Origin of the sequence: Capnocytophaga ochracea DSM 7271 (assembly GCF_000023285.1) — a bacterium.
Taxonomy (GTDB): Bacteria; Bacteroidota; Bacteroidia; order Flavobacteriales; family Flavobacteriaceae; genus Capnocytophaga; species Capnocytophaga ochracea.
In genome coordinates this window covers 837,427-858,323 of the sequence record NC_013162.1, presented here as the reverse complement: position 1 = coordinate 858,323, position 20,897 = coordinate 837,427, and the positions used below count along the sequence as shown (strand labels likewise).

The 20,897-nt window shown below is 35.9% G+C and carries 18 protein-coding genes; 9 read left to right on the top strand and 9 right to left on the bottom strand.

The annotated features are described in order from the left end of the window. Positions 1-29 precede the first annotated feature (29 nt). From COCH_RS03545 to COCH_RS03510, 8 genes are all read left to right on the top strand, one after another. Entirely contained in the window at positions 30-1,130 is a 1,101-nt protein-coding gene (locus tag COCH_RS03545; RefSeq protein WP_015781966.1) for a glycosyltransferase WbsX family protein, read from the top strand. 46 nt (positions 1,131-1,176) lie between these two features. Next, complete coding sequence (gene wecB, locus COCH_RS03540) at positions 1,177-2,295, top strand: non-hydrolyzing UDP-N-acetylglucosamine 2-epimerase (RefSeq protein ID WP_015781965.1); 1,119 nt, start codon at positions 1,177-1,179, stop codon at positions 2,293-2,295. A 7-nt stretch (positions 2,296-2,302) separates the two neighbouring features. Next, positions 2,303-3,316: a glycosyltransferase family protein gene (locus tag COCH_RS03535; protein WP_015781964.1), complete on the top strand. Its 1,014-nt coding sequence runs from the start codon at positions 2,303-2,305 to the stop codon at positions 3,314-3,316. A gap of 3 nt (positions 3,317-3,319) precedes the next feature. Next, positions 3,320-4,363 carry an EpsG family protein gene (locus COCH_RS03530; RefSeq protein WP_015781963.1) on the top strand — a complete coding sequence of 348 codons (1,044 nt, stop codon included), beginning with the start codon at positions 3,320-3,322 and terminating at the stop codon, positions 4,361-4,363. After that, on the top strand, positions 4,360-5,409 hold the full coding sequence (locus tag COCH_RS03525) for a glycosyltransferase family 4 protein (RefSeq protein WP_015781962.1): 1,050 nt from the start codon (positions 4,360-4,362) through the stop codon (positions 5,407-5,409). Before COCH_RS03530 ends, COCH_RS03525 begins: the two co-directional genes overlap by 4 nt. Then, the gene (locus COCH_RS03520; RefSeq protein ID WP_015781961.1) at positions 5,406-6,218 is read left to right on the top strand and encodes a glycosyltransferase family 2 protein; all 813 of its coding nucleotides are present in this window, start codon (positions 5,406-5,408) and stop codon (positions 6,216-6,218) included. Before COCH_RS03525 ends, COCH_RS03520 begins: the two co-directional genes overlap by 4 nt. A gap of 69 nt (positions 6,219-6,287) precedes the next feature. Continuing rightward, the gene (locus COCH_RS03515) at positions 6,288-7,328 is read left to right on the top strand and encodes a glycosyltransferase family 4 protein (protein WP_015781960.1); all 1,041 of its coding nucleotides are present in this window, start codon (positions 6,288-6,290) and stop codon (positions 7,326-7,328) included. Next, positions 7,328-8,161 (top strand): glycosyltransferase family 2 protein, encoded by an 834-nt coding sequence (locus COCH_RS03510; protein ID WP_015781959.1) that lies wholly within the window; start codon positions 7,328-7,330, stop codon positions 8,159-8,161. The genes COCH_RS03515 and COCH_RS03510 overlap by 1 nt, the downstream gene beginning before the upstream one ends. 136 nt (positions 8,162-8,297) lie before the next feature. On the opposite strand, the gene COCH_RS03505 is transcribed toward COCH_RS03510, so the two are convergent. The 4 genes from COCH_RS03505 to COCH_RS03485 form a co-directional block, all read right to left on the bottom strand. Continuing rightward, the gene (locus COCH_RS03505; protein ID WP_015781958.1) at positions 8,298-9,584 is read right to left on the bottom strand and encodes a histidine-type phosphatase; all 1,287 of its coding nucleotides are present in this window, start codon (positions 9,582-9,584) and stop codon (positions 8,298-8,300) included. A 236-nt stretch (positions 9,585-9,820) separates the two neighbouring features. Next, positions 9,821-11,035, bottom strand: coding sequence for an OprO/OprP family phosphate-selective porin (locus COCH_RS03500; RefSeq protein WP_009750631.1), 1,215 nt, complete (start codon positions 11,033-11,035; stop codon positions 9,821-9,823). An 11-nt stretch (positions 11,036-11,046) separates the two neighbouring features. Further along, entirely contained in the window at positions 11,047-11,823 is a 777-nt protein-coding gene (locus COCH_RS03495) for an acid phosphatase (RefSeq protein WP_015781957.1), read from the bottom strand. A 774-nt stretch (positions 11,824-12,597) separates the two neighbouring features. Beyond that, positions 12,598-13,827, bottom strand: a complete 1,230-nt coding sequence (locus tag COCH_RS03485; RefSeq protein ID WP_015781956.1) for a 3-deoxy-D-manno-octulosonic acid transferase — start codon at positions 13,825-13,827, stop codon at positions 12,598-12,600. 135 nt (positions 13,828-13,962) lie between these two features. On the opposite strand from COCH_RS03485, the gene COCH_RS03480 reads away from it, so the two are divergent. Continuing rightward, complete coding sequence (locus COCH_RS03480) at positions 13,963-15,516, top strand: sulfatase-like hydrolase/transferase (RefSeq protein ID WP_015781955.1); 1,554 nt, start codon at positions 13,963-13,965, stop codon at positions 15,514-15,516. Positions 15,517-15,566: 50 nt separating this feature from the next. On the opposite strand, the gene COCH_RS03475 is transcribed toward COCH_RS03480, so the two are convergent. From COCH_RS03475 to COCH_RS03455, 5 genes are read right to left on the bottom strand one after another with little or no spacing between them, the layout of a single operon-like run. Further along, the gene (locus COCH_RS03475) at positions 15,567-16,535 is read right to left on the bottom strand and encodes a glycoside hydrolase family 130 protein (RefSeq protein WP_041546913.1); all 969 of its coding nucleotides are present in this window, start codon (positions 16,533-16,535) and stop codon (positions 15,567-15,569) included. 10 nt (positions 16,536-16,545) lie between these two features. Further along, positions 16,546-17,319, bottom strand: a complete 774-nt coding sequence (locus tag COCH_RS03470; protein WP_015781953.1) for a TdeIII family type II restriction endonuclease — start codon at positions 17,317-17,319, stop codon at positions 16,546-16,548. Then, positions 17,294-19,009 carry an AIPR family protein gene (locus COCH_RS03465; RefSeq protein WP_015781952.1) on the bottom strand — a complete coding sequence of 572 codons (1,716 nt, stop codon included), beginning with the start codon at positions 19,007-19,009 and terminating at the stop codon, positions 17,294-17,296. The genes COCH_RS03470 and COCH_RS03465 overlap by 26 nt, the downstream gene beginning before the upstream one ends. An 8-nt stretch (positions 19,010-19,017) precedes the next feature. Further along, a complete protein-coding gene (locus COCH_RS03460) occupies positions 19,018-20,604 on the bottom strand; it encodes a DNA methyltransferase (protein WP_015781951.1) in 1,587 nt (528 codons plus the stop codon). 22 nt (positions 20,605-20,626) lie between these two features. Next, on the bottom strand, positions 20,627-20,893 hold the full coding sequence (locus tag COCH_RS03455; RefSeq protein WP_015781950.1) for a hypothetical protein: 267 nt from the start codon (positions 20,891-20,893) through the stop codon (positions 20,627-20,629). Between the last annotated feature and the right edge of the window lie 4 nt (positions 20,894-20,897).

Below are 20,897 nucleotides of genomic sequence, written 5' to 3'. Positions count from 1 at the left end.
AGTAGTACAACAAATTAAAGAACTCTTAAATGGAAAATAAAGAAAAAAAATATAGGGCTATTGCTTTTTACTTACCACAATATCATCCTATTCCTGAAAATGATGAATGGTGGGGAAAGGGTTTTACAGAATGGACAAACGTAGGAAGGGCTAAAAAACTATTTAGAGGACACTATCAACCTCGTGTTCCTGCAGATTTAGGCTATTATGATTTGCGACTCCCTGAAATAAGAGAAGCACAAGCTCAAATGGCAAAAGAAGCTGGTATAGAAGGTTTTTGTTATTATCACTATTGGTTTGGAAATGGGAAACGTCTATTAGAACGTCCTTTTGACGAGGTAGTGAAGTTAGGAAAACCTGATTTCCCTTTTATGTTGTGCTGGGCAAATGAAAGTTGGCACGCTAAATTTTGGGATGTAAATGGAGTTTCAAGCAAAAAAACACTTATTGAACAAAAATATGACAAAAGTGATTGGGAGCTACATTTCCAAACTCTTTTGCCTGCATTTAAAGATCATAGATATATCCAAATAGAAGGGAAGCCAGCTTTTATGATTTATAAACCATTTGACTTTATAAATATTAATGAGTTTATCGCTTTTTGGCAGGAATTGGCAAAAAAAAACGGCCTAAAAGGCATTTATTTTATAGGACAGCTAACAAATATTGATAAACAACTTGAAGCAATAAAAGAAATTACAATAGATGGCTTCAACTCCTTAAGAATGTGGAACTATAGTCTCAATAGAAGCTTTATAGAAAGAGCATATAGAAAGATTTACAGAAAGATTTTTTCTGTACCTGATATTGTAGATTACTCAAAAATCTACAAAAGTTTTATTACTCCATTGGAAGCTCAAGAAAATATTTTTCCAACAATAATTCCTAATTGGGATCATACTCCTAGAAGTGGGAAGGGTGGAACAGTATTTAAAAATACTAATGGAGAGAACTTTAAACAACATGTAATGGAAGTATTGAAAATAATTTCACAAAAGGAATATGATAAAAGGATTGTATTCATAAAATCATGGAATGAATGGGGAGAGGGAAACTATTTAGAACCAGATTTGAAAAATGGATATTTATACTTAGATATATTGCAAGAACTATTAGTTTCTCAAAAATAGTATAGTCATAATTAAAACTATAGAAGTAAATAACATACAAAACAATATGGCAATAACAAAACTTCTTTTCATATTTGGCACACGTCCCGAGGCTATTAAAATGGCTCCGCTTATAAAAGCTTTTCAAAAAGAAAAAACTTTTGAAACAAAAGTATGTGTAACAGCACAACATCGTGAGATGCTTGACCAAGTGTTAGATTTTTTTGAGATAAAAACAGATTACGACCTTAATGTGATGAAGCCTAATCAGAATTTGTATACACTTACCGCAACCATCATTACAGAACTAAAAACTGTTTTAGAAGATTGTAACCCTGACTATATATTTGTGCATGGCGATACTACTACTACTATGGCTGCAAGCATTGCTGGGTTTTATGCAGGAGCAAAAGTGTGCCATATAGAAGCAGGACTTAGAACTTTTAATAAATACGCTCCTTTCCCCGAGGAGATAAACCGCAAAGTAACAGGAGCTATAGCAGATTTTCATTTTGCTCCTACCCAACAAGCAAAACAAAATTTATTAAGAGAAGCAGTAGATGAGAAAAACATTTTAGTAACAGGAAATACAGTAATAGATGCTCTTTTAGAAAGTTCTAAAAGAGTGGTAAATTTACAAGACGAAGAGATTGATGCTTTAAAAAAGATTGTAGATCGCACTAAAAAACTAATCTTAGTTACAGGACACCGACGTGAAAACCAAGGCGAAGGCTTTATACATATCTGTCAGGCACTGAAAAAAATCGCTTTACAAAATCCTGAGGTACAGATAGTCTATCCAGTACACTTAAATCCTAATGTAAAAGAACCTGTTTATCGTATATTATCAGGCATTGAAAATGTAAAGCTCATAGCACCCTTAGCCTATCCTGCTTTTGTTTGGCTGATGAACCAATCCTACCTTATCATTACCGATAGTGGTGGCGTACAAGAGGAAGCCCCTAGCTTAGGCAAACCTGTATTGGTAATGCGTGACACGACTGAGCGCCCTGAAGCTGTAAGTGCAGGGACTGTTATCTTAGTAGGTACTAATGAGCAAAAAATAGTAGATGAATGTGAACAACTACTTAATAACCAAGAGAAATACTCAAAAATGAGTGCTTTACACAACCCCTATGGCGATGGTAAGGCTTGCGAACGAATTGTAGAATTTTTTAAGAAATAATGAATAAATGAATATATTCAGTAGTCAAAATATTAAAATTTTTCTACCTCCTGAGCGAAATAGTCTGAATGATGCCACTCAATATTATATTGAACTCATTGAAAAGGCTATTGAAAAAGCAGGAGGGAGTTCAATGCGCTGTAATAGTTTGAGTGAAATAAAAAATAAAGATATTGTACTTACTATTGAGCTCAACAGCTTTATGCAATGTTTTTTTAAGCGTCGTGGTATTAAAATTATCCATTGGGTACAAGGCGTTTCACCAGAAGAAGTGATGCTTACTAAACCCAATAAACTTTTCTACTATTTAAGATGTATAATAGAATGGTTGATAATGAAATTTACTACAAAAATATTTTTTGTTTCTGAAGCAATGCTACAACATTATGAAAAAAAATATAAAGTAAAGGTAAAACATAAAGCAATGATTATTCCTTGTTACAATAAACATTTGCAGAAAGACACCTTCTTTACTCCCAACAGATATACTAAACCATACTTTGTATATGCAGGAAGTTTAAGCGCTTGGCAGTGTTTTGATGAAATGCTAACTATCTATAAAAAGATAGAGGAAAAACTACCTCATAGCAAATTGACAATTCTAACTGCTGAAATAGAAAAAGCAAATACAGCCTTAACTGAAAAACAAATACAACATTTTGAGGTAAAATATATCCCTTTGGAAGAATTGGAAGTAGAATTATCAAAATATAAATATGGATTTCTCATTCGTAAAACAAGTGTAATAAACTATGTGGCAACACCTACAAAAATGAATTCTTATCTTTCAGTAGGATTGATTCCTATATTCACAGATGCTGTAGGTGATTTCAACGAAAAGATTAATTTAAAGGAATATGAACTAAAACTTTTAGGGAATATAAATATAGAAAAAGCTGTACAAAAAATTTTGGAGTTTGAAAACAACACAAATATGAACCGTGAGAATTATTATAATATTGTAAAAAGTATCTTTGATAATTATTACAATGATGAGAAATATATAAAGTTGATGGGGTAGCTTATGCAGCAGATTTTAATCAAAAAGAATACTATAGTATTTTTATTGGTGTCTCTTTTGGTTGCTTTTATTGTAGGTAACAGAGGTGATACTCGTGATACTATTGTGTATTATTCAGTGTTTAAATATATAGATGTTTTTGATCTACTAAACCCTATACAATTTTATGCCTTTACAGGAATGGAAATAGGTTTTGGATGGTATTGCTTTTTAATAAGTTTACTAACCCAGTCTCATATTATATTTTTTACTATATTTTCATTTCTTACCTTTTATATAATATTTTTAGTATCAAAAAAAATAAATATAAAAATAATACCCGTTCTATTACTTTATCTTTCTTCAGGATACTTTTTATTACAACAATTCACACAAATACGGCAAGGTTTTTCCACCCCATTAGCTCTATATGCTTTAGCTTTTTTTATATCAAAAGATAATAAATTCTCTATGAAATTTTTATTTCTTACACTTTTAGCACTATCTTTTCATCAAACAGCTTTACTTATTGTAATTATAGGAATTTTTTTTAGTCTCATTTTGAAATTTTTATCATTATCCTTTAATGAATTTAGATGGTGTTCAGTAATTATTCTTATAGTATTTATTATTATAGCTAAATTTGTATTAGTCGATATTTTGATAAGTATATCAAGTAGGGTTGAAGAATATTCATTCTCTACTGAATATGCAGAAGACCTTGGTATTTTTAGATTACCTAATATCAAGGCTTTTTTTACATTTCTGTTTATATTATTTTTTATGAATGGAAAAATGTATGAAAACAACTTATTCAAAGTCTTTTTTCTACTTTTTGTTGTAGGAGTAGCTTTTAGGATAGGCTTTTCAGACTTTGCTATTTTAAGTGGCCGTTTTGCTACAGCTTTTTCTTTTTCTGAAATTTTCATATTACCTTTTGTTTTTTATAGATTTAAATATTTTAGCACTATATTATTGGTGTTATTTGTTATTTTACAAGCTATTGCAACCTATGTGTTTCAAGCTCCTTATGTGATAGATGATTATTTTAAACCGTTAGCTTTATGAAAAAAAAGATAGGTTTTATTGTTCCAGAAATAAAAAATTGTGGACCTATAAATGTAGTGTTCAACATTATTTCTTTCCTTAGCAAAGAAATATTTGATGTCCAACTTATCGCAGTGAGAAAAAACAATATAGGATATGAAATACACATTCAAAAGGAATGTTCTTTAGGGATTATTTATATGAGTGATTATTCTTCTAAAGATTCTTTTTTTAGTGATCTTAACAAATTAGATATATTACATTCCCATGGTTATTTTCCTGATAAATATATGAAGTTTGTAAATACTAATGTGAGAAAACTAACTACTATACATAGCCTATTTTTTAAAGATTACATTAAAGAGTATGGACTACTAAAAGGAACTATAGGAGCTATAATGCATTTTCATTACCTCAAGAAAAATCACTTTGATAAAATAATAGGTTGCTCTAAGTCAATAAAAAAATACCTTTCTAAATATCTAAAAAAAGATAATTTAACTCATATATATAATGGAGTAAACCCAAAGGTCTATAAACCTTTATCTAACGAACAAAAAAGTGAAGCTCGCAAGAAATTAGGGTTCAAAAATGATTGCAAAATATTTATTTTCGCAGGGCGTTTTATAAGAAGAAAGCGAGTGCCTGAACTTATCATTTTTTTTAATAAAAAACAATTTAGCAACTCTCAATTACTCCTATTAGGAGAAGGAGCAGAAGAAACTATTTGCAGAGAAAAAGCAAACAATAACCCTAATGTTGTTTTTTTAGGATTTAGTAACTCTCCTGAAAAATATTACCAAATTGCCGATTATGTTATTTCAACCTCAAGTGCTGAAGGCTACCCAATGAGTATTTTAGAAGCTGTATCGTGTGGTTGCTATGCTTATTTATCAGATATTCCCTCTCATAAAGAGTTCTTAGAAAACAACCCCTCTTGTGGAGATTTTATAGAGAATATTTCAGAAAATAATCTTTTAGAAAATAAAAATACTAATTTACACAATTTGTCTGCTCAAAAAATGGCTGATGAGTATACAAAAATATATTTGGAAGAAGAAGAATGAATTTTTCAGTTTTATTATCACTTTACACTAAGGAAAAACCGCAATTCTTGAGAGAATGCTTGGAGAGTTTAAAAAATCAAACACTTCCTGCTACTGAAATTGTAATGGTTTATGACGGAGCTATTACCTCTGAATTGGAGGAAGTAGTAACACAATTTATTACTATTTTACCTATTAAAATTATCAGACTACCACAAAATGTAGGTTTAGGGGAAGCTCTTAATGAAGGTTTAAAACACTGTTCTTATAATTGGGTATTTCGTATGGACTCAGATGATATTTGTTTACCTAATCGTTTTAAAAAACAAGTAGCTTTTATAACTCAACATCCTAATGTAGTTTTACTTAGTGGATATATAGCGGAATTTGAAGAAGATAAAAATACTATTTCAAGTTATAGGAAAGTACCTATAGGTAATGAGAAAATTAAAAAATATGCACTTTCAAGAAGTCCGTTTAATCACGTAACCATTGCCTTCCGTAAAGATATTATTAAAGAAGCAGGAGGCTATCAACACCATCTTTTTTTAGAAGATTACAATCTATGGTTGCGGGTAATCGCTAAAGGATATGAAGTAGGAAACTTAGGAGAAACCTTAGTATTAGTGCGAGCAGGTGATAATATGGTCTCCAGAAGGAGAGGAAAAGAGTACATTAAAGGAGAGTGGCAATTGTTTAAACTTAAACACAGTTTAAAACTACAACCTCTACTTCCTAATTTCTTTATTTTTACCTTAAGAGCAAGTTTGAGAATACTCCCTACAAGTCTTTTAAAAGTGGTTTATAAATTTCTTAGAAAGAAAAAATGAGTTATAAGCCTTAAAATCAAGCCACTAAATTAACTTGAATTTAAATAGAAGAAAATAAACAAGTGCAAAATGAAAATAGCATTTATAATACCCTCTCTCATCAACGAAGGTCCTGTGATTGTTGCTAAAGATATTATTGAGGGACTTATAAATAAAGTCGCTCTAATAGATGTGTATTATTTTGATGTGAGAGAGGATCCTCTTTTTTTTCCTTGTAATACTTATAGAATTTCTTTCTTTGAGAAAATAGATTTCAATAAGTATGATGTGGTGCACACCCATATGCTCAGACCTGACCTTTACATTTGGTATCACCGAAAAAAAACTGATAAATGTAAGTTTGTGTCTACCATACATCAGTTTATGTATAAAACTTTAAAAAATACCTATAATAGTTTTATAGCATTCATTTTTGAGAAAGTATGGATAAATGCCCTTAAAAAACAAGATGAGATAATATTTCTCACTCATATAATGGAGTGTGCTTACAAAAATCGTATAAAAAAAGCGAGTAACATAATTTATAATGGCAGAACTTTTTCTGAAGAAAAAATAAATGCCCCGGTAGAAGAACATTCACAACTATTAGCTATCAAAAAACAGTTTAAAATAATAGGCATTCACTGTATGGTCAGTAAAATAAAGGGAATACACCAAACTATATTAGCCCTAAAACACCTCCCCGATTATTTCTTTATCATAGTAGGAGATGGTATAGAGTTAGAAAATTTAAAATCCTTAGCTAAGCGAGAAAACGTGTACGATCGCTGTTGGTTCTTGGGCTACAAAAAAAATGCTATTAGTTACTTAAAGTATTTTGATGTATATGCAGCGACCTCTTATTCCGAGGGGTTTAGCCTTTCACTTATAGAAGCAGGACAATGCAAATTACCTACCGTATGTTCTAATATAGCAATCTTTAAAGAACAATACAACCAAGAAGAAGTAGTTTTCTACGAGTTAGACAACATATCTTCTCTAGCCAAAGCTATTGCAAAAGCTTATGATAATAGACAGCAGTACGCTGAAAATATATACAAACGTGCTGTAACAAATTATAGCATTGAAAATATGAGTAATCAGTATTTAAAACTATATTGCAAAAACTAATGAAACTCTCTGCCTCCATAGTATTATACCAAACCGACCTTACCCCTTTAAAAAGGGTTATTGATAGCTACTTCGCTTGCAAAAGTGGGTCACTACAGTTGTTCCTTGTCGATAACTCGCCTACCGATACTCTCAAAGGTGTTGTAACGATGTACCCCGATAAGGAAATACACTATATTTTCAACAACGAAAATATGGGGTATGGCAAAGCTCATAATATCGCTATCAAAAAATCTATAGAGCAAGGGCTACCCTATCACATAGTCTTAAATCCTGATATTGTCATACAAGAAGGAGCCTTAGAAAAACTCACTCATTATATGAATGAGCACTCCGAGGTAGGCAATATAATGCCCAAAATCATCTATCCCGATGGTCAGTTGCAATACCTTTGCAAACTCTTTCCCTCCCCTATTGATCTTATTTTTAGGCGTTTTATTCCTTTTAAAAAATGGAGAGATAAAAGCAACAAACATTTTGAGTTACACAACTTTAGCTATAACCAAACGATGAATATCCCTATTCTCTCAGGTTGTTTTATGTTCCTGCGCACCGAAGCCCTTAAAAAAGTAGGATTATTTGATGAGCGTTTTTTTATGTATATGGAAGATTTCGACCTCAACCGTCGTATCCACCGTGCCTACAAAACCATCTTCTTCTCCGAAGCCATTGTTGTACACGAATACCAAAAAGCATCCTATAAAAATATCAAACTATTGAAAGCCCATATCAAATCGGCTATTTATTACTTCAATAAATACGGTTGGTTTTTTGATAAAGAAAGGAAGACTATCAATGCTAAAGTATTAAAAGAAATTAAGCAATTATCTTAAAAAACATCTTTTAAATATGTGATAAAGCTTTCTTTTTCCAAATAGGCTTAGCTTATACAAACCTCAAAGATATGTGAAACAAAAAAGCTGTCCTATCTCAGGACAGCTTTTTTATTGTTTCAATAGATATACTATACTATTTGATAGCCTCATAAGCACGAATAGCTTTGTCGAAGCGGTCGTTTACACTTTCTAAAGTGTAGAGACCATCGGCATTGGCTTTCACACCTTTAAGCTTTAGAGGGAATACTACTGGTGGATTTTGCATATCCAATAGTTCCATTCCACGCAATTGCTCGGTGGTTTGGTATACGATGTTTACTGATACAAACTCTTTACCGCTGTTGTCTACCCATTTTTCAAACACGAGTTTGCTACCTATTGGGGTCTTCTTCTCAATAGATTTAGGCAAACTGTATTCTTCTACTTCCAAAGCGGCATTCACGCTGGCAATGTTAGAATCGTGACCACAAAGGAATGTGAATTTGCGGTTTTTGGCGTTGAGTTCGTCTTTCATATACACTAGTAGAGGGTGCGCTACGTTCACGGCTACGATAGGAGCGGTGAAAAGCACATCGCCATAGACATCTTTTACCTTAGCGATTTTTTCCCAGTCGGAGGTGGTGAGGTTGTTGCCAAAAGCTGCTTGCACAGGGTCTTTATCTTCATAATATTGCAAAATAAAAGCATCGGAAGCGGAGTTAGCTAACTTCAACGAACCTTTCATATTAGGTTCATCACCTTTTTCGAGTTTCAACTGGGTGTTGTAATCGTTGAAAGCACACACTTCACCGGATTTACAAGCGGGTGAGTTCTTCAAATCGAGTACTTTTTCCAAGAGTTGGTAAGAGTCTTTCAATCCCTCGTTGATGCCCACAATACCTTTTTTACCTCCCATAGCAGCAATTTCTTTCATTGCTTGTGCTTTGAAAGCAGGGCTACTTTTAGTAAGCGCAGGGAAGAACACAGGGTCCATTTTGCTGGGGGTAAAGCGGTGGTTGATATGCAAATTGGCTACGGGCATAAATCCTGAGGAGAAATATTGTGCCGTCGCAATGGTGCGTTGCATACTATTAGCATAGAAATTCACTTCATCAACAGAGGGAACTGCATTCTCAGCAAAGAGCCCTTCGGCTACTGTCCATTTGCGGAAAAACTGACCCATAATGGTTTCGAGTGCTCCCCCACGAAGGGTAAGTTCACTGGGGGCAGCGCTCCATTTTATCCATTCGTGAGGCGTCATTTTTTGTAAGGTACTCCCGTTCACTGATAGTGAGGAGCGAATGTTATGACGGCTGAGGATCACCACTTCTTTGAGCTTGTATTGGCTTTTAAAACTTTCGGAGCGGTTGAGTTGTGCCATCGCTAAGAGCGGACACAAGAGGAGTAGTAATGCTTGTAGAGTTATGATTCTTATTTTCATACTGTGTTTTAATTAGAAAATTATATTCTTTAACTTTGTAACTTTGGCAAAGTTTTAATTGCATCTCGTGCTACGAGCTTTGGCAAAGTTTGTGACTGCCATATGGTGGGAGGTCTTTTATAACTATATGATAATAAACCTCCCCCGTTCCCCCTCCAAAAGGAGGAGAATCCACAATTATACCTCTATAAAAACTTTTCAAACAGTCCCTTTACAATTGGCTGTACAGCTCGCACTTAGAACTTGATTTGCAAACGAGTTTCGATAAGACTTAAATTGGTGTCGGGAATGCTTTCACGGTAAGTAACACCGGTGTAGGAAGCACGTACACGCCAAATCATATACTTATTGATATAATAGTTGAATGTAAGTGAATAATCGTTGAGGCGACCTCCTAAGATACCCGCTTTAGGGTCGGATAAATCGGTGTAGTTATAACCAGCAACGAGTTCCATAGCACCAGGTCTGGGGGTAGCGATACCTCCATCGATGTCAGTATATTCGTAAGGGTTTCCTTTTACGATAGCACGGAACATACCATAAGCACCACTTGCTTTGAAATTATCGAAACCACTCTTGCGATTTACATTCACATAGTAATATTGGGCTTCTAAACCTAAACGACCACGTGCAAAGAGCAATTCGGGGGAGAATTTATAAAGGAAAGTAGCGTTATCAATAGTTGCTTGTTGTGCGGTTACCTTAGCGATACGAGTAGGGAAAGGTGTTTTGAGCACATAAGAGTTGTGGTTAAGTGCTGGTGTTTCGTTATAACGAGGTGTTTCGAAAGCACCTGAGAGTCCTACGTGAAAAATCTTGCCTTCTTCACGTTGTGGGCGATAGAGCAAACGGCTCATCATACCCATACCTTGGTCGCCTGTAGCATCAGAGCTTTTCTTCATCGTTTCACCTTCGGCAAAGAGGCTTAAAGTACCCATAAAGTCATCTTTTTGGTGTAAGAGCATCAAACCGATGAGACGAGAGTTGAAGAAAGCCTCGTTACTTTGGGGTTCTTCCATCGATATTTTGAAAGAAGAACTGGTGGCACTTTGCATACCGAATTGGTGTACGAAATAACCTCCACGCAAAAGTGTGTGTTTGCTGAAACCGTATTCGATAAAGATATCCTTAGGAGAAACTTTGCCATAAGCAAAGCCGATATCTACTTTTCCTTTCCAATTACCATAGCGTACGCCTAAGCCCATACGCACATCGGGGATAGCTACCCCACTTACGAACTTATCTTTTTGCTCATTGGCATTGAAATAACCAGCGTCCAATAAAATACGTCCTCCGGGTTTTACTTCTAACTTTTCTTCGGGTTTAGGAGCTTCCTGTATAGGTGTAGCGGGCATAGGTTCGGTGGTATCGGTAACGGTGGTTGGTTCTTCTTGGGCATAGGTATAGCCCACAGCCATTAGGCTGAACATCATAAAATATATCTTTTTCATAGTTTTAAATTTTATTTAGTCATACGTTCACTTTTCTTTACTTTGCTTTTTTTTACAAGTCCTTCAAACTCTTTTTTAGCTTTTTCGAGTTGTTTCATAAAGGCATCATTGGCGTGGAGACGCGCTACTACGGCACTTGCTACGAGACGAGCAGCATCTACATCACTTTGGAAATGGTAACCACAAATCACGCGACTTTGTCCCATTTCATATCCGCGTTTGAGGATTTCGTTTTGTCTATCGACATTGATTTCGGCAAGCACCAAAGCGGTAGCCCACCCAATAGCGGTGTGACCAGAGGGATAAGAACCATTAGTAGAGAGTTCTTTTTGTTGTTCGGGATTGCAAGTGGTCTTTTCGTAGAAAGCAAACGGACGCACGCGCATATAGTGTTCTTTGGCGGCACGAGTAGCGAGGTCGCCTGCATCTTCGCGCATATTTACTACAAGTTTGAAGATTTCGGGAGTAGTTTCCTTAGAAATCTTGATGCCAAAAGCTTCGGAAAAAGCATTAGGCACGCCAGGACCCTCTACACGAGCATCCGATACGGCTTGCTCACCACGAGGGGTACGGCGTTGCATTAAGCCCCATTGGTATTGGGCTTCGTCGTTAAGGAAAAGAATACTACCTGGTTGAGGAGGAGGAGGTAGGAGCTCAAGACTGTTTGCCACCTCACCGATTTGCAAGAAGTAGAGGTCGGGTTTGGTTCTTACGTCTTTGATTTTCTCTTGTGCGAATGTAGTTGCCATCACCGATAGCAAGGCTACGAATAATAATGTTTTTCTCATCTTATTATACAGTTAAAATTTATTGTATTCTCTTTTGGAAGGTATTTAGGTTTTAAAAGACACTACAAATGTAGAAAAAAAAGAATAAATGTGCAAATTATTTCAAAAAATATTTACTAAAAAAGAAAGAAAAAAAACAAATGTGGTGATTTTGTGGTTTTTAGGTGTGAGGTGCACGGGCGGGGGAGAAATTAGAGAATGAGAAAATTAGAAAATGGGATGTGAAGTTGTATTAGAGGAATGAGGCTGTGCCTCAGAAATCAAACAAAATTTAAACAAAATCAAAGCTACGCCTTGTAAACCAGCGGAGGGATTGTCAGTTTATTAAACTTTGCCAAAGGTCGTAGCACGACGGGCAATTAACTTGGGCAAAGTTTGAGATGAAAAAGAGATATGCTGGGACTGCTAGGGGCTTTCAAAAGATATCGGAAAAGAACGGAAGAGAGCTGAGAGAAAATTTGGTGAAAAAAGGGTATAAGAAGGGTGGGGGTAGCTTATAGAGAGCTTATAGGAAGCTTATACGAATCTTGGACGATTGGTATAGAAAGGGTATATAAGTAATTGACTCATAATATAATACAGCGGTGCAAAAAATGTTAAAATCGGGGTTTCGAGACGAAAGAAAGAGAAAAGGCATTAGGCCTTAGACCATAGGCACTAGGGGGGAGTATGACGGAAAAGGGAAGGAATGACGAGGAACGAATGACGAATGACGGAGGTAATAGGGGGAATGTGGTGACGGAAAAGCGAAGGTAAAAAGGCGGTAAGGCGAGGCTAAAACGAAGTTATTGCTTGTAAAAAAGCCTTAGTAGCGCCTTGTTTTTCGTTTATATATTGGCGATTGATATTGCCTATAGCGATGCGCTTTTCGGGTGAAGTAACAAGGTTATTCATCACCTGGGCGAATTCTTCTTTACTGCTTACGGAGAGAACGCCTCCTAAGGTGACTAACTCCTTTGCTTCATTGAACTTTTCATAATTCTTACCGATGATTACAGGTACCCCAAATACGGCGGGCTCTAAGACATTGTGTAAGCCCGTAGTGCCCATTCCACCTCCTACATAGGCTATATCGGCATAGCTATACACTTTGGTGAGAATGCCTATGGTATCGATGATGAGTACGTCGTAATCAGAAAGGTTGAGAGAATCTTTCTCGGAGAATAGGGCAACTTTACGGTTTAACTTCTGCTGGTTGTGTTTGAGTTCTGCGATATCGGTAGGGTGAATATTATGAGGGGCAATAATGAACTTCACTGGGGCAGTGCAAGTGTTGATATATTGCAAGTAAATGTCTTCGTCGGTAGCCCACGAACTACCGAAGACCACACATAGATTGTTTCCTTTGAACTGCTCTACAAAATCTAAATGGTTGTCTCGTTCCAATATTTCAGCCACACGGTCGAAACGGGTGTCGCCACTGACAGTTACATTATTGAAGCCTAAGTTTTTAAGTAGTTGCTGAGAAAGCTCGTTCTGCACGAAGAAATGAGTAAAGCAATGGAGAGCTCGGCGCATCATTCCGCCGTAAGGCTTGAAAAAGATTTGATTTTTGCGAAAAATACCGGAGAGCAAATAAGTGGGTACTTGTGCTTTTTTGAGCTCGGTAAGGTAATTGACCCAAAACTCGTATTTCACAAAAATAGCCATTGCAGGATTTACCATTTGCACGAACTTGCGGGCATTAGCGGGTGTATCAAGGGGAAGATAGACCACTATATCGGCATCGGGGGTGTTTTTGCGCACCTCGTAGCCTGAGGGAGAAAAGAAGGTAATGAGTATTTTATAGCCTTGTTTTTTCAGGGCTTTAACAACGGGCAATCCTTGTTCGAACTCGCCGAGAGAAGCGGTATGTATCCACACATAGCGGGTATGAGGGTCGAGTTTTGCGGTAAGGGTAGTCCATACGGTTTTACGTCCGCTTACAAAGAGGTGTATTTTTTTGTTGAATAGGGCAACGAGGGGGAGGATTGCCTTGATGATATAAAGAGAGAATCTATACATTTTAATGACGAATTACGAATGAGAAATGACGATACAAGGCGCAAAGGTAGTAAAAAAGTAAAAAGTATCGTCTTTTTAGTATTATTTTGTACTTTTGCAATCTCAGAAAGCGAATTGCTTAAACTCTATTGTTAGATGAAAAAATATCTTTTTGAAATACTGCTATTGCTCTTTTCAGTAGCAATACCGTTGGCTTTAGATATGAACTTAGCAGTCTACGGAATGCTTGCTACTTTCTTGTTATTTTTGACGCTTAGGCGGGTAAACTACTGGTTGTTTGCTATTATCTTTGGTTTTGTACTACTCACTTGTGTGCTCTTTTTACCTCAAATTATCTGGTTTGGTCATCCGCCTGCTACGATGATTGGCGCCTTCTTTGAAACAGATTTCCAAGAGTCTAAAGAGTTTATGCAACAATTACCTTTTTATTCCTATGGAGTATCGGTACTTACTTTATTATTTGGAAGTTTCATTCTTTACTTAGGCAAGAAGAAAAAGACAATATACAATCGCCAACAGTGGTTTATTACTTTGGGGATAGGTATAGTAGGCGTGGCACTTACAGTGTACCGTCCTTTTACAAAGATTCAGGAAGAGGGCGGTTTCCAGTGGCAAAACACACGCACGGCGCCTATTGCGTTCTATGCTTCTATCTACCACAATGTGAAGAACTACAAACAATTGCGCAAGGAGCTCAACCAAAGCATTGAAGGCACACCTTCGTGGCAGGTGGTGAGCGCTAAACCTAAGTATATGAACTATGTGCTTGTGATAGGCGAAAGCGTACGGAAGGACTATATGTCGTTATACGGATTTCCAATAGAGAATTCCTCTTTCTTGAAGAGTGCTAAGGGGACAATAATAGATGGCTATACGGCAACCGCTCCCAACACTACTACTGCCCTTTTGCGAATGTTCTTAAAGCAAAAGAACGGTGATTTTGTTTATGCTGATAATCTCATCTCTTTGGCAAAAATGGGAGGTTTTGACACCTATTGGCTTTCAAATCAAGGGTCAGTAGGCGAATGGGATACGCCTATTGCTAAGATAGCCTCGTTATGCGACCATAAGGTCTTTACAAAGAAAGGTGACTACTCATCAATGAATATCTACGACACGGCTTTACTACCCGTACTGCAACGCTTTTTAGAAGAAAAGAGCGCACGCCCGCGTTTGTTTGTATTACATATTATGGGCTCGCACATTTACTTTCCTGAACGCTTAGAGCAATCGGTACATTACAACTATTACAACCGTAACTTTTCGGCTTACTTACAAACGATTGAGCAGACTGACAAGTTCTTACAACGCGTTTATGAGCTTTTAGAAGCACAACATCATCCCTTCTCTATGCTTTACTTTGCCGATCACGGACTGATGACCAAAGACCGATCGTCATCGTTTTTTGCCACTCTTACTCACGGCGATACTCATCCTAACAAAGCCGTTTACCGTATTCCGTTTGCTTTGCTAAGCAGTGACGACAGAGAGCACAAGGTAGTAAAAGTTCCTAAATCGGGTTTTTACTTTCTAAAAGGTTATGCCCACTGGTTAGGAATAGACGAGCCGACTCTTAGAGGATATGAGTTTTTATCGGCAACGCCTGATTCTTTAAAAGTATTCAACCAATATGAGAATGTTCCTTTTGAGAGCTTAGAAGAAGACAATATAATAACTAATAACAAGTGAAAAAGCACAAGCCGACGGCTTGCGCTTTTTCACTTGTTATATTTATCTGTTTACAATGAGTTTTCTTTAGTGAATTTTACGATTTCGGAAATACGTCCGAAGGCAACGCCCACTACTGTATCGGCAGCACCGTAGTACACTGCTACTTTGTCTTCTTCGATAGAATGCAAGGCAGCACAAGGGAATACCACATTAGGCACATCGCCGGTAGTTTCGTAGAGAGTTGCAGGTGCCAAGAGGTAAGGCTGTGTACGAGCAATTACCTTGCTTGGATCGTTGAGGTCTAATAGTGCAGCCCCCATAGAGTAGCGGAAACCGTTGCAAGTGTTGATTACCCCGTGATAGAACAATAGCCATCCGTCTTTTGTTTTGATAGGCACGGCTCCTGCCCCTATTTTGGTACATTGCCAAGCGCTATCTATAAAAGGCGTTACTTTCATCACACAGCGGTGTTCACCCCAGTATTTCATATCGGGGCTATAGCTGATGAAAATATCACCGAAAGGTGTATGTCCGTTATCACTTGGACGGCTAAGCATTGCGTATTTACCGTTGATTTTCTCAGGGAAGAGCACTCCGTTGCGGTTGAAAGGCAAAAAGGCATTCTCGCATTGGAAAAACTCTTTGAAATCAAAAGTATAAGCAATCCCAATAGTAGGACCACAATAGCCATTACACCAAGTTACCCAATAGCGGTCTTCAATAAACGTTACGCGAGGGTCGTACTTATATTCAGAATGTAAGAAATCAGTATTACCACCTTTCATCACGATAGGTTCGTGGTTGATTTCCCAGTGAATAGCATCTTTACTGAATCCAGCGAAGATGTTCATTTGCACTGCTTTGTTGTCGCAACGGAAAACCCCTGCATAGCCGTCGCCAAAAGGCACAACAGCCGAGTTAAAAATACTGTTAGAGGTAGGGATATCATACCTACCGATAATAGGGTTTTCAGAATAACGCCACATTACATCGGTACAACCCGCAGGGCGTTCTTGCCAAGGAATTTTTTGACTCATTATTTTTGTTTTAGTTATTAAATTTTTTAAAATATTCATCAATTTCATTATGTAACTCTATCCCTACACGTTCAAAGCAATCTAACAAATCCTGATAGGCATTCTCTCCTGCGAGAAAATCCCAAAACTCTTGGGCTACTTTTAGCTCGTTATCTAAATCTAACATTCCCGCCATCGTCCAACGTGAATAGGGCTTAGGCTCATACGGATTGTAAGGTATAGCAATAAGGGTATGTATTTTTCTGTTAGGGTTTTCTGCCAATACACAACCCACCCACTCTAATAAAGTGCGTTTAAACTCTTTAAAGCCTCCTTTGTTAGGCTTAGCTGTTTTAATGTCAAACAAGAAAAGCTCATCTGAATGACTTTCTAACCATACATCTACTTTGGTAGGCTTTACGGTGTTCATTTTTCCTTCTTGGCAAACAGCTCTAATAGCTTCTATTTCATCTGTCTTATTAGGGTTACCATTTACGGTGAGATTATCCATAATATCTTGAATAACCCGTTCCGCTTTTTCACTTATTTTATCACCAGCTACCGCTTGTAGTTTAGCAACCTTAAACCGAGATTCAGCTAATGATTTAGCTACAGGCTCAAAAATGCTCGTCCCAAAATTAGTATTCAAAGAATGAATAAACGAAAACAGTGCCATACGGTCTTTACCCAATAAGCGTGTATGGAAAGGCATTACCGCAGGCTCAGGGTTATAGTGCTGAAACTTTGTTCTAAGACTATGCCTAAGTGTGTTTTCTACATTAGCTATTTGTTGTGGGGTTAGCATTTGTTAAAAATGTTATAAGTTCTTGTGTTTTAGGATTTGAATATAATCCCCTTCTTTCAAATAGATATTCTTGATTATTGAGAATATTTACCGTCTCTAAAATTAAATTCGTAGCATTATTTTCATTATCTAAAAAACTAATTTTATTATCAATAGAGTTGATTTGCTTTTTCTCTAAAAAAATATCAGAAGCCATTAAAACATGCATATCCATTGTCTTTGATCTCAAAGTAAACTTCTCGTTAACCAAAAGATAATTAAACCAATACCACAAAAGTGCACAATAATAATATTGGTTAAAATCTCTTGTAGAATTAAATATTAGATTTTCCCCTTGATAATACTTTATTATAGCAAGAGCATTGCTCTTCATTTCATGAGGTTTCTTTAAAAATACAGAAATAAATACTCTAGCCAATGTTTCTATATTTATTTTACTGTAAGGAGGTGTAACGTTTGAATGCTGACCTCTCAGTCTCTCAAAATATAAATGATAGTTACAGGAGTCTTTTCCTAAAAAATAATTCTCTATTTTTTCATGAATTTCATTTAAAGATTGTAAGTCTTTACTAATGGAATTTTGATTGTTTGCAGAATAAATAATTCTTTTCTTTATTTCATTGTCTTTTGTAGATATTACCTTAGCTACTATTTCTACTGAATCAATATCATTTGATTTTTTATATTTCTTGAACAATTCATTAGTTGTTTGACATCCATTGATAATTCTTGGAAAAGTTAATTTAAAACTATTTTCAATAACAGAATGTCTCTCTATTTTATCACAAATAATAACTAGCCCATTATTTAAAAAAGGAAAATACTGTTTCTGTAAATCTGTGTTTAAAGTATTTCTAATATCTAAATTTACATTTGTTGAACCAATGTAACTTCTCACATTTTCAACAAATAATCGTTCTTTCAAATTACCATCAGGAGTAAGAATTAACTTCTTCAACTCTGAAAATTTTATAATAGTTAAAAGGCTTAATTCTACTTTATCTACAGAAGATAATGAAATACTTTTTTCAAATGTTATTTCTGAAGTATGAAACTTAGATATTTTATCATATTCATTCTTTATATCTTCTTTTTGATAAATACAAAAATTATCTAAATGACATTTATTTTTAAGTTCACTTCTTGAAGTAATTTTTGCTTTTTCAATATTAATTTTATCTTCTTGTATATTATGTAATGTTTTTGCTGACAGAAAAAACAATGAGACGCGAGGAGTTTCAGCAATTTTTTTAATATAATCACCTTCTTGATCAAGTAATTTATTATAAATACTACAAAACGGTTCAATTCTAATGTCTCCTACAAGAAAATTAACAACTTCATCTGTAAAAGATCGTAATTTCTGTTCATCAAAACTCCCTTTTATAGTTGACTGTATGAATCCTATTCTTATTTTTAATTTTTCAGATTCTCCAAATTTTGATAAATCAGACTCTTCAGAGATTAATTTATCATTAATAATGATTGCTATACCATCAATTCCTTGTGCCTTATTTGTTGAGACAGACTTAACATTCTCTACCTCTTCTTCCAATAAAGTAGAAGCAATGGTATAGTTTGCAAAATCTTCAAAGATATCGTCATCTTTGATTTTTTCCCTATCTATATTAAATTTTTTTGCAAACTCATTTATTTTTGCATTTAATCCAATGTCAAAATTTTGTTCCATAACTCTTTCTATTTCTCTTTTAAATGAAATATAATCTCAGCGTACGCATTTTTGTCTTTTTCGGTACGGTTGAGTACAGGGCGTTTGTATTGATTTACAATGCGCATTCCTGCTCGCTCGGCTATTTCGGGGTATAAGCCGTACTTGTCGTTGGCTACCAAAAATACATCGTAATCATCGGCTAAAAAGCGTTTGCTATTGGTAAGTACCTCAGCAATACCCGATACATACATACGTTTGGCTTCCTGCCCTTGTCCTTTGTAAAGGGGACCTATCTCTTTATCGTCATTGCGCTCAAAACCAAAAAGGTCGTAAGCATAAGCGTGTTGCTCGTGATAATCAATCAGCCCTACATAAGGGGGCGATGAGAAAATGCCTTTAATCTTCTGCTTTTTTGCTAAAGCGGCAAACTCTGGGCTCTTATGCTCTAATGCCTCAAAGATGTCAATAGTACGACTGTCGCCTTGTAAACACTTTTGGTAGGTATTAGTACGCAATTCTTTAAATTGTTGCAAACGCTTGATAGTGTCTTTGGTGTAGGTTTCCCACCATTTCAATATCGAAAAAAGTGGTTTGCACACCTTGCCGTGTTTAGCACAATAGTAAGTGGTAGTTATGGGCTCTATCAGGGTTGCTAAATCGGCGTGAGTAGTGGCACGACAACTGCGAATGGTTCGGCTCAATATGAGGGTAACTATACGCTTGGTAGCGAGATTAGCAATCTGTTTAATAAGGTTAAACACAAAATCTATTTCCTCGCGCACGTGCTGTATATACCACTTGTCTAAGAAAGTGTCAGCTTTAGGTTGTTTCAGCTGAATGTGATACTTTTCCACAAGTGCCTGATAAATAGGTAAAAACTGTTGTTCTTTTTCAGCACCATATATTTTGCCGTCTATCTCCTTGCGTTGCAAACGGTATTTATAGTCGGGTACGGGGAAGAACTCTTTATTGAAATTATTGAGCGCTTCGGTAAGTTCAGCATCAAAAGCAAGTATGTGTTTTTCTGCTAAAAACTCCTTTAAAGCTTGGGTAATGCGGTGCGTTTCGTTATACACATCTACCAAATCGTAATGCCCTACTTTAGCATTGCCTATGAGAGCATTGAAAGCTGATACGTCTATCCCTATAGCGTGCATTCCTAATTCTGAGGCTTGTACCATAGTAGTACCACTACCCGAAAAAGGGTCGAGGACTATATCACCTGCTTTAAAAAAGACTTCTTTTTTGAAAGCATCAGTATGCCCATCTAAAAAATACTCTACCAATTGCGGAATAAACTTCCCCTTGTAAGGGTGCAAGCGGTGTACGTGCTTAGTAGTTTCTGCTTCTTTATATTGCTCAAACGACAGACTCCAATTGAGGTCATCGCCTAATTTCTCTTTCCACTGTGAGGCGCGATTTCCACCCAAAGCATCGTAATAGGCTTTAAGTTCCTCTTTAGCGATTTGAGTGATGCCATTGTTTTCAAATTTCTTTACTTTACCATACTGTACTAAATAGGAGATATTTGAGGAAGTAACATTCTTCCCCATATATTCCGTTGCCCACAATGAGGCTTGTTGCAATGTAAAGTATTGATTTGTATTTAGCATATTTTTCTAATTAGGTAGATAATTAAATATTTTCATAGGGTATCAACTGTTGAATGGCGTTCTCTATGTTATCATACCAATCGATGTAATCACCTATCTTACTTTCTAACAAAGTAACTTCTTCTGTCGTTAAATCTCTATTTAATACCTCATTAGATACTGTTTGTAAATCTTCTTTTGTAAGAAAATAAACAATATCTGATGTTTCTACCTCAAACTTTTCAAATAGAGAGTTGAAAATAGGTAAGTCTTCCTCATCAATAGCTATTTGTAGTGCCGTCTTTGCCATAAGG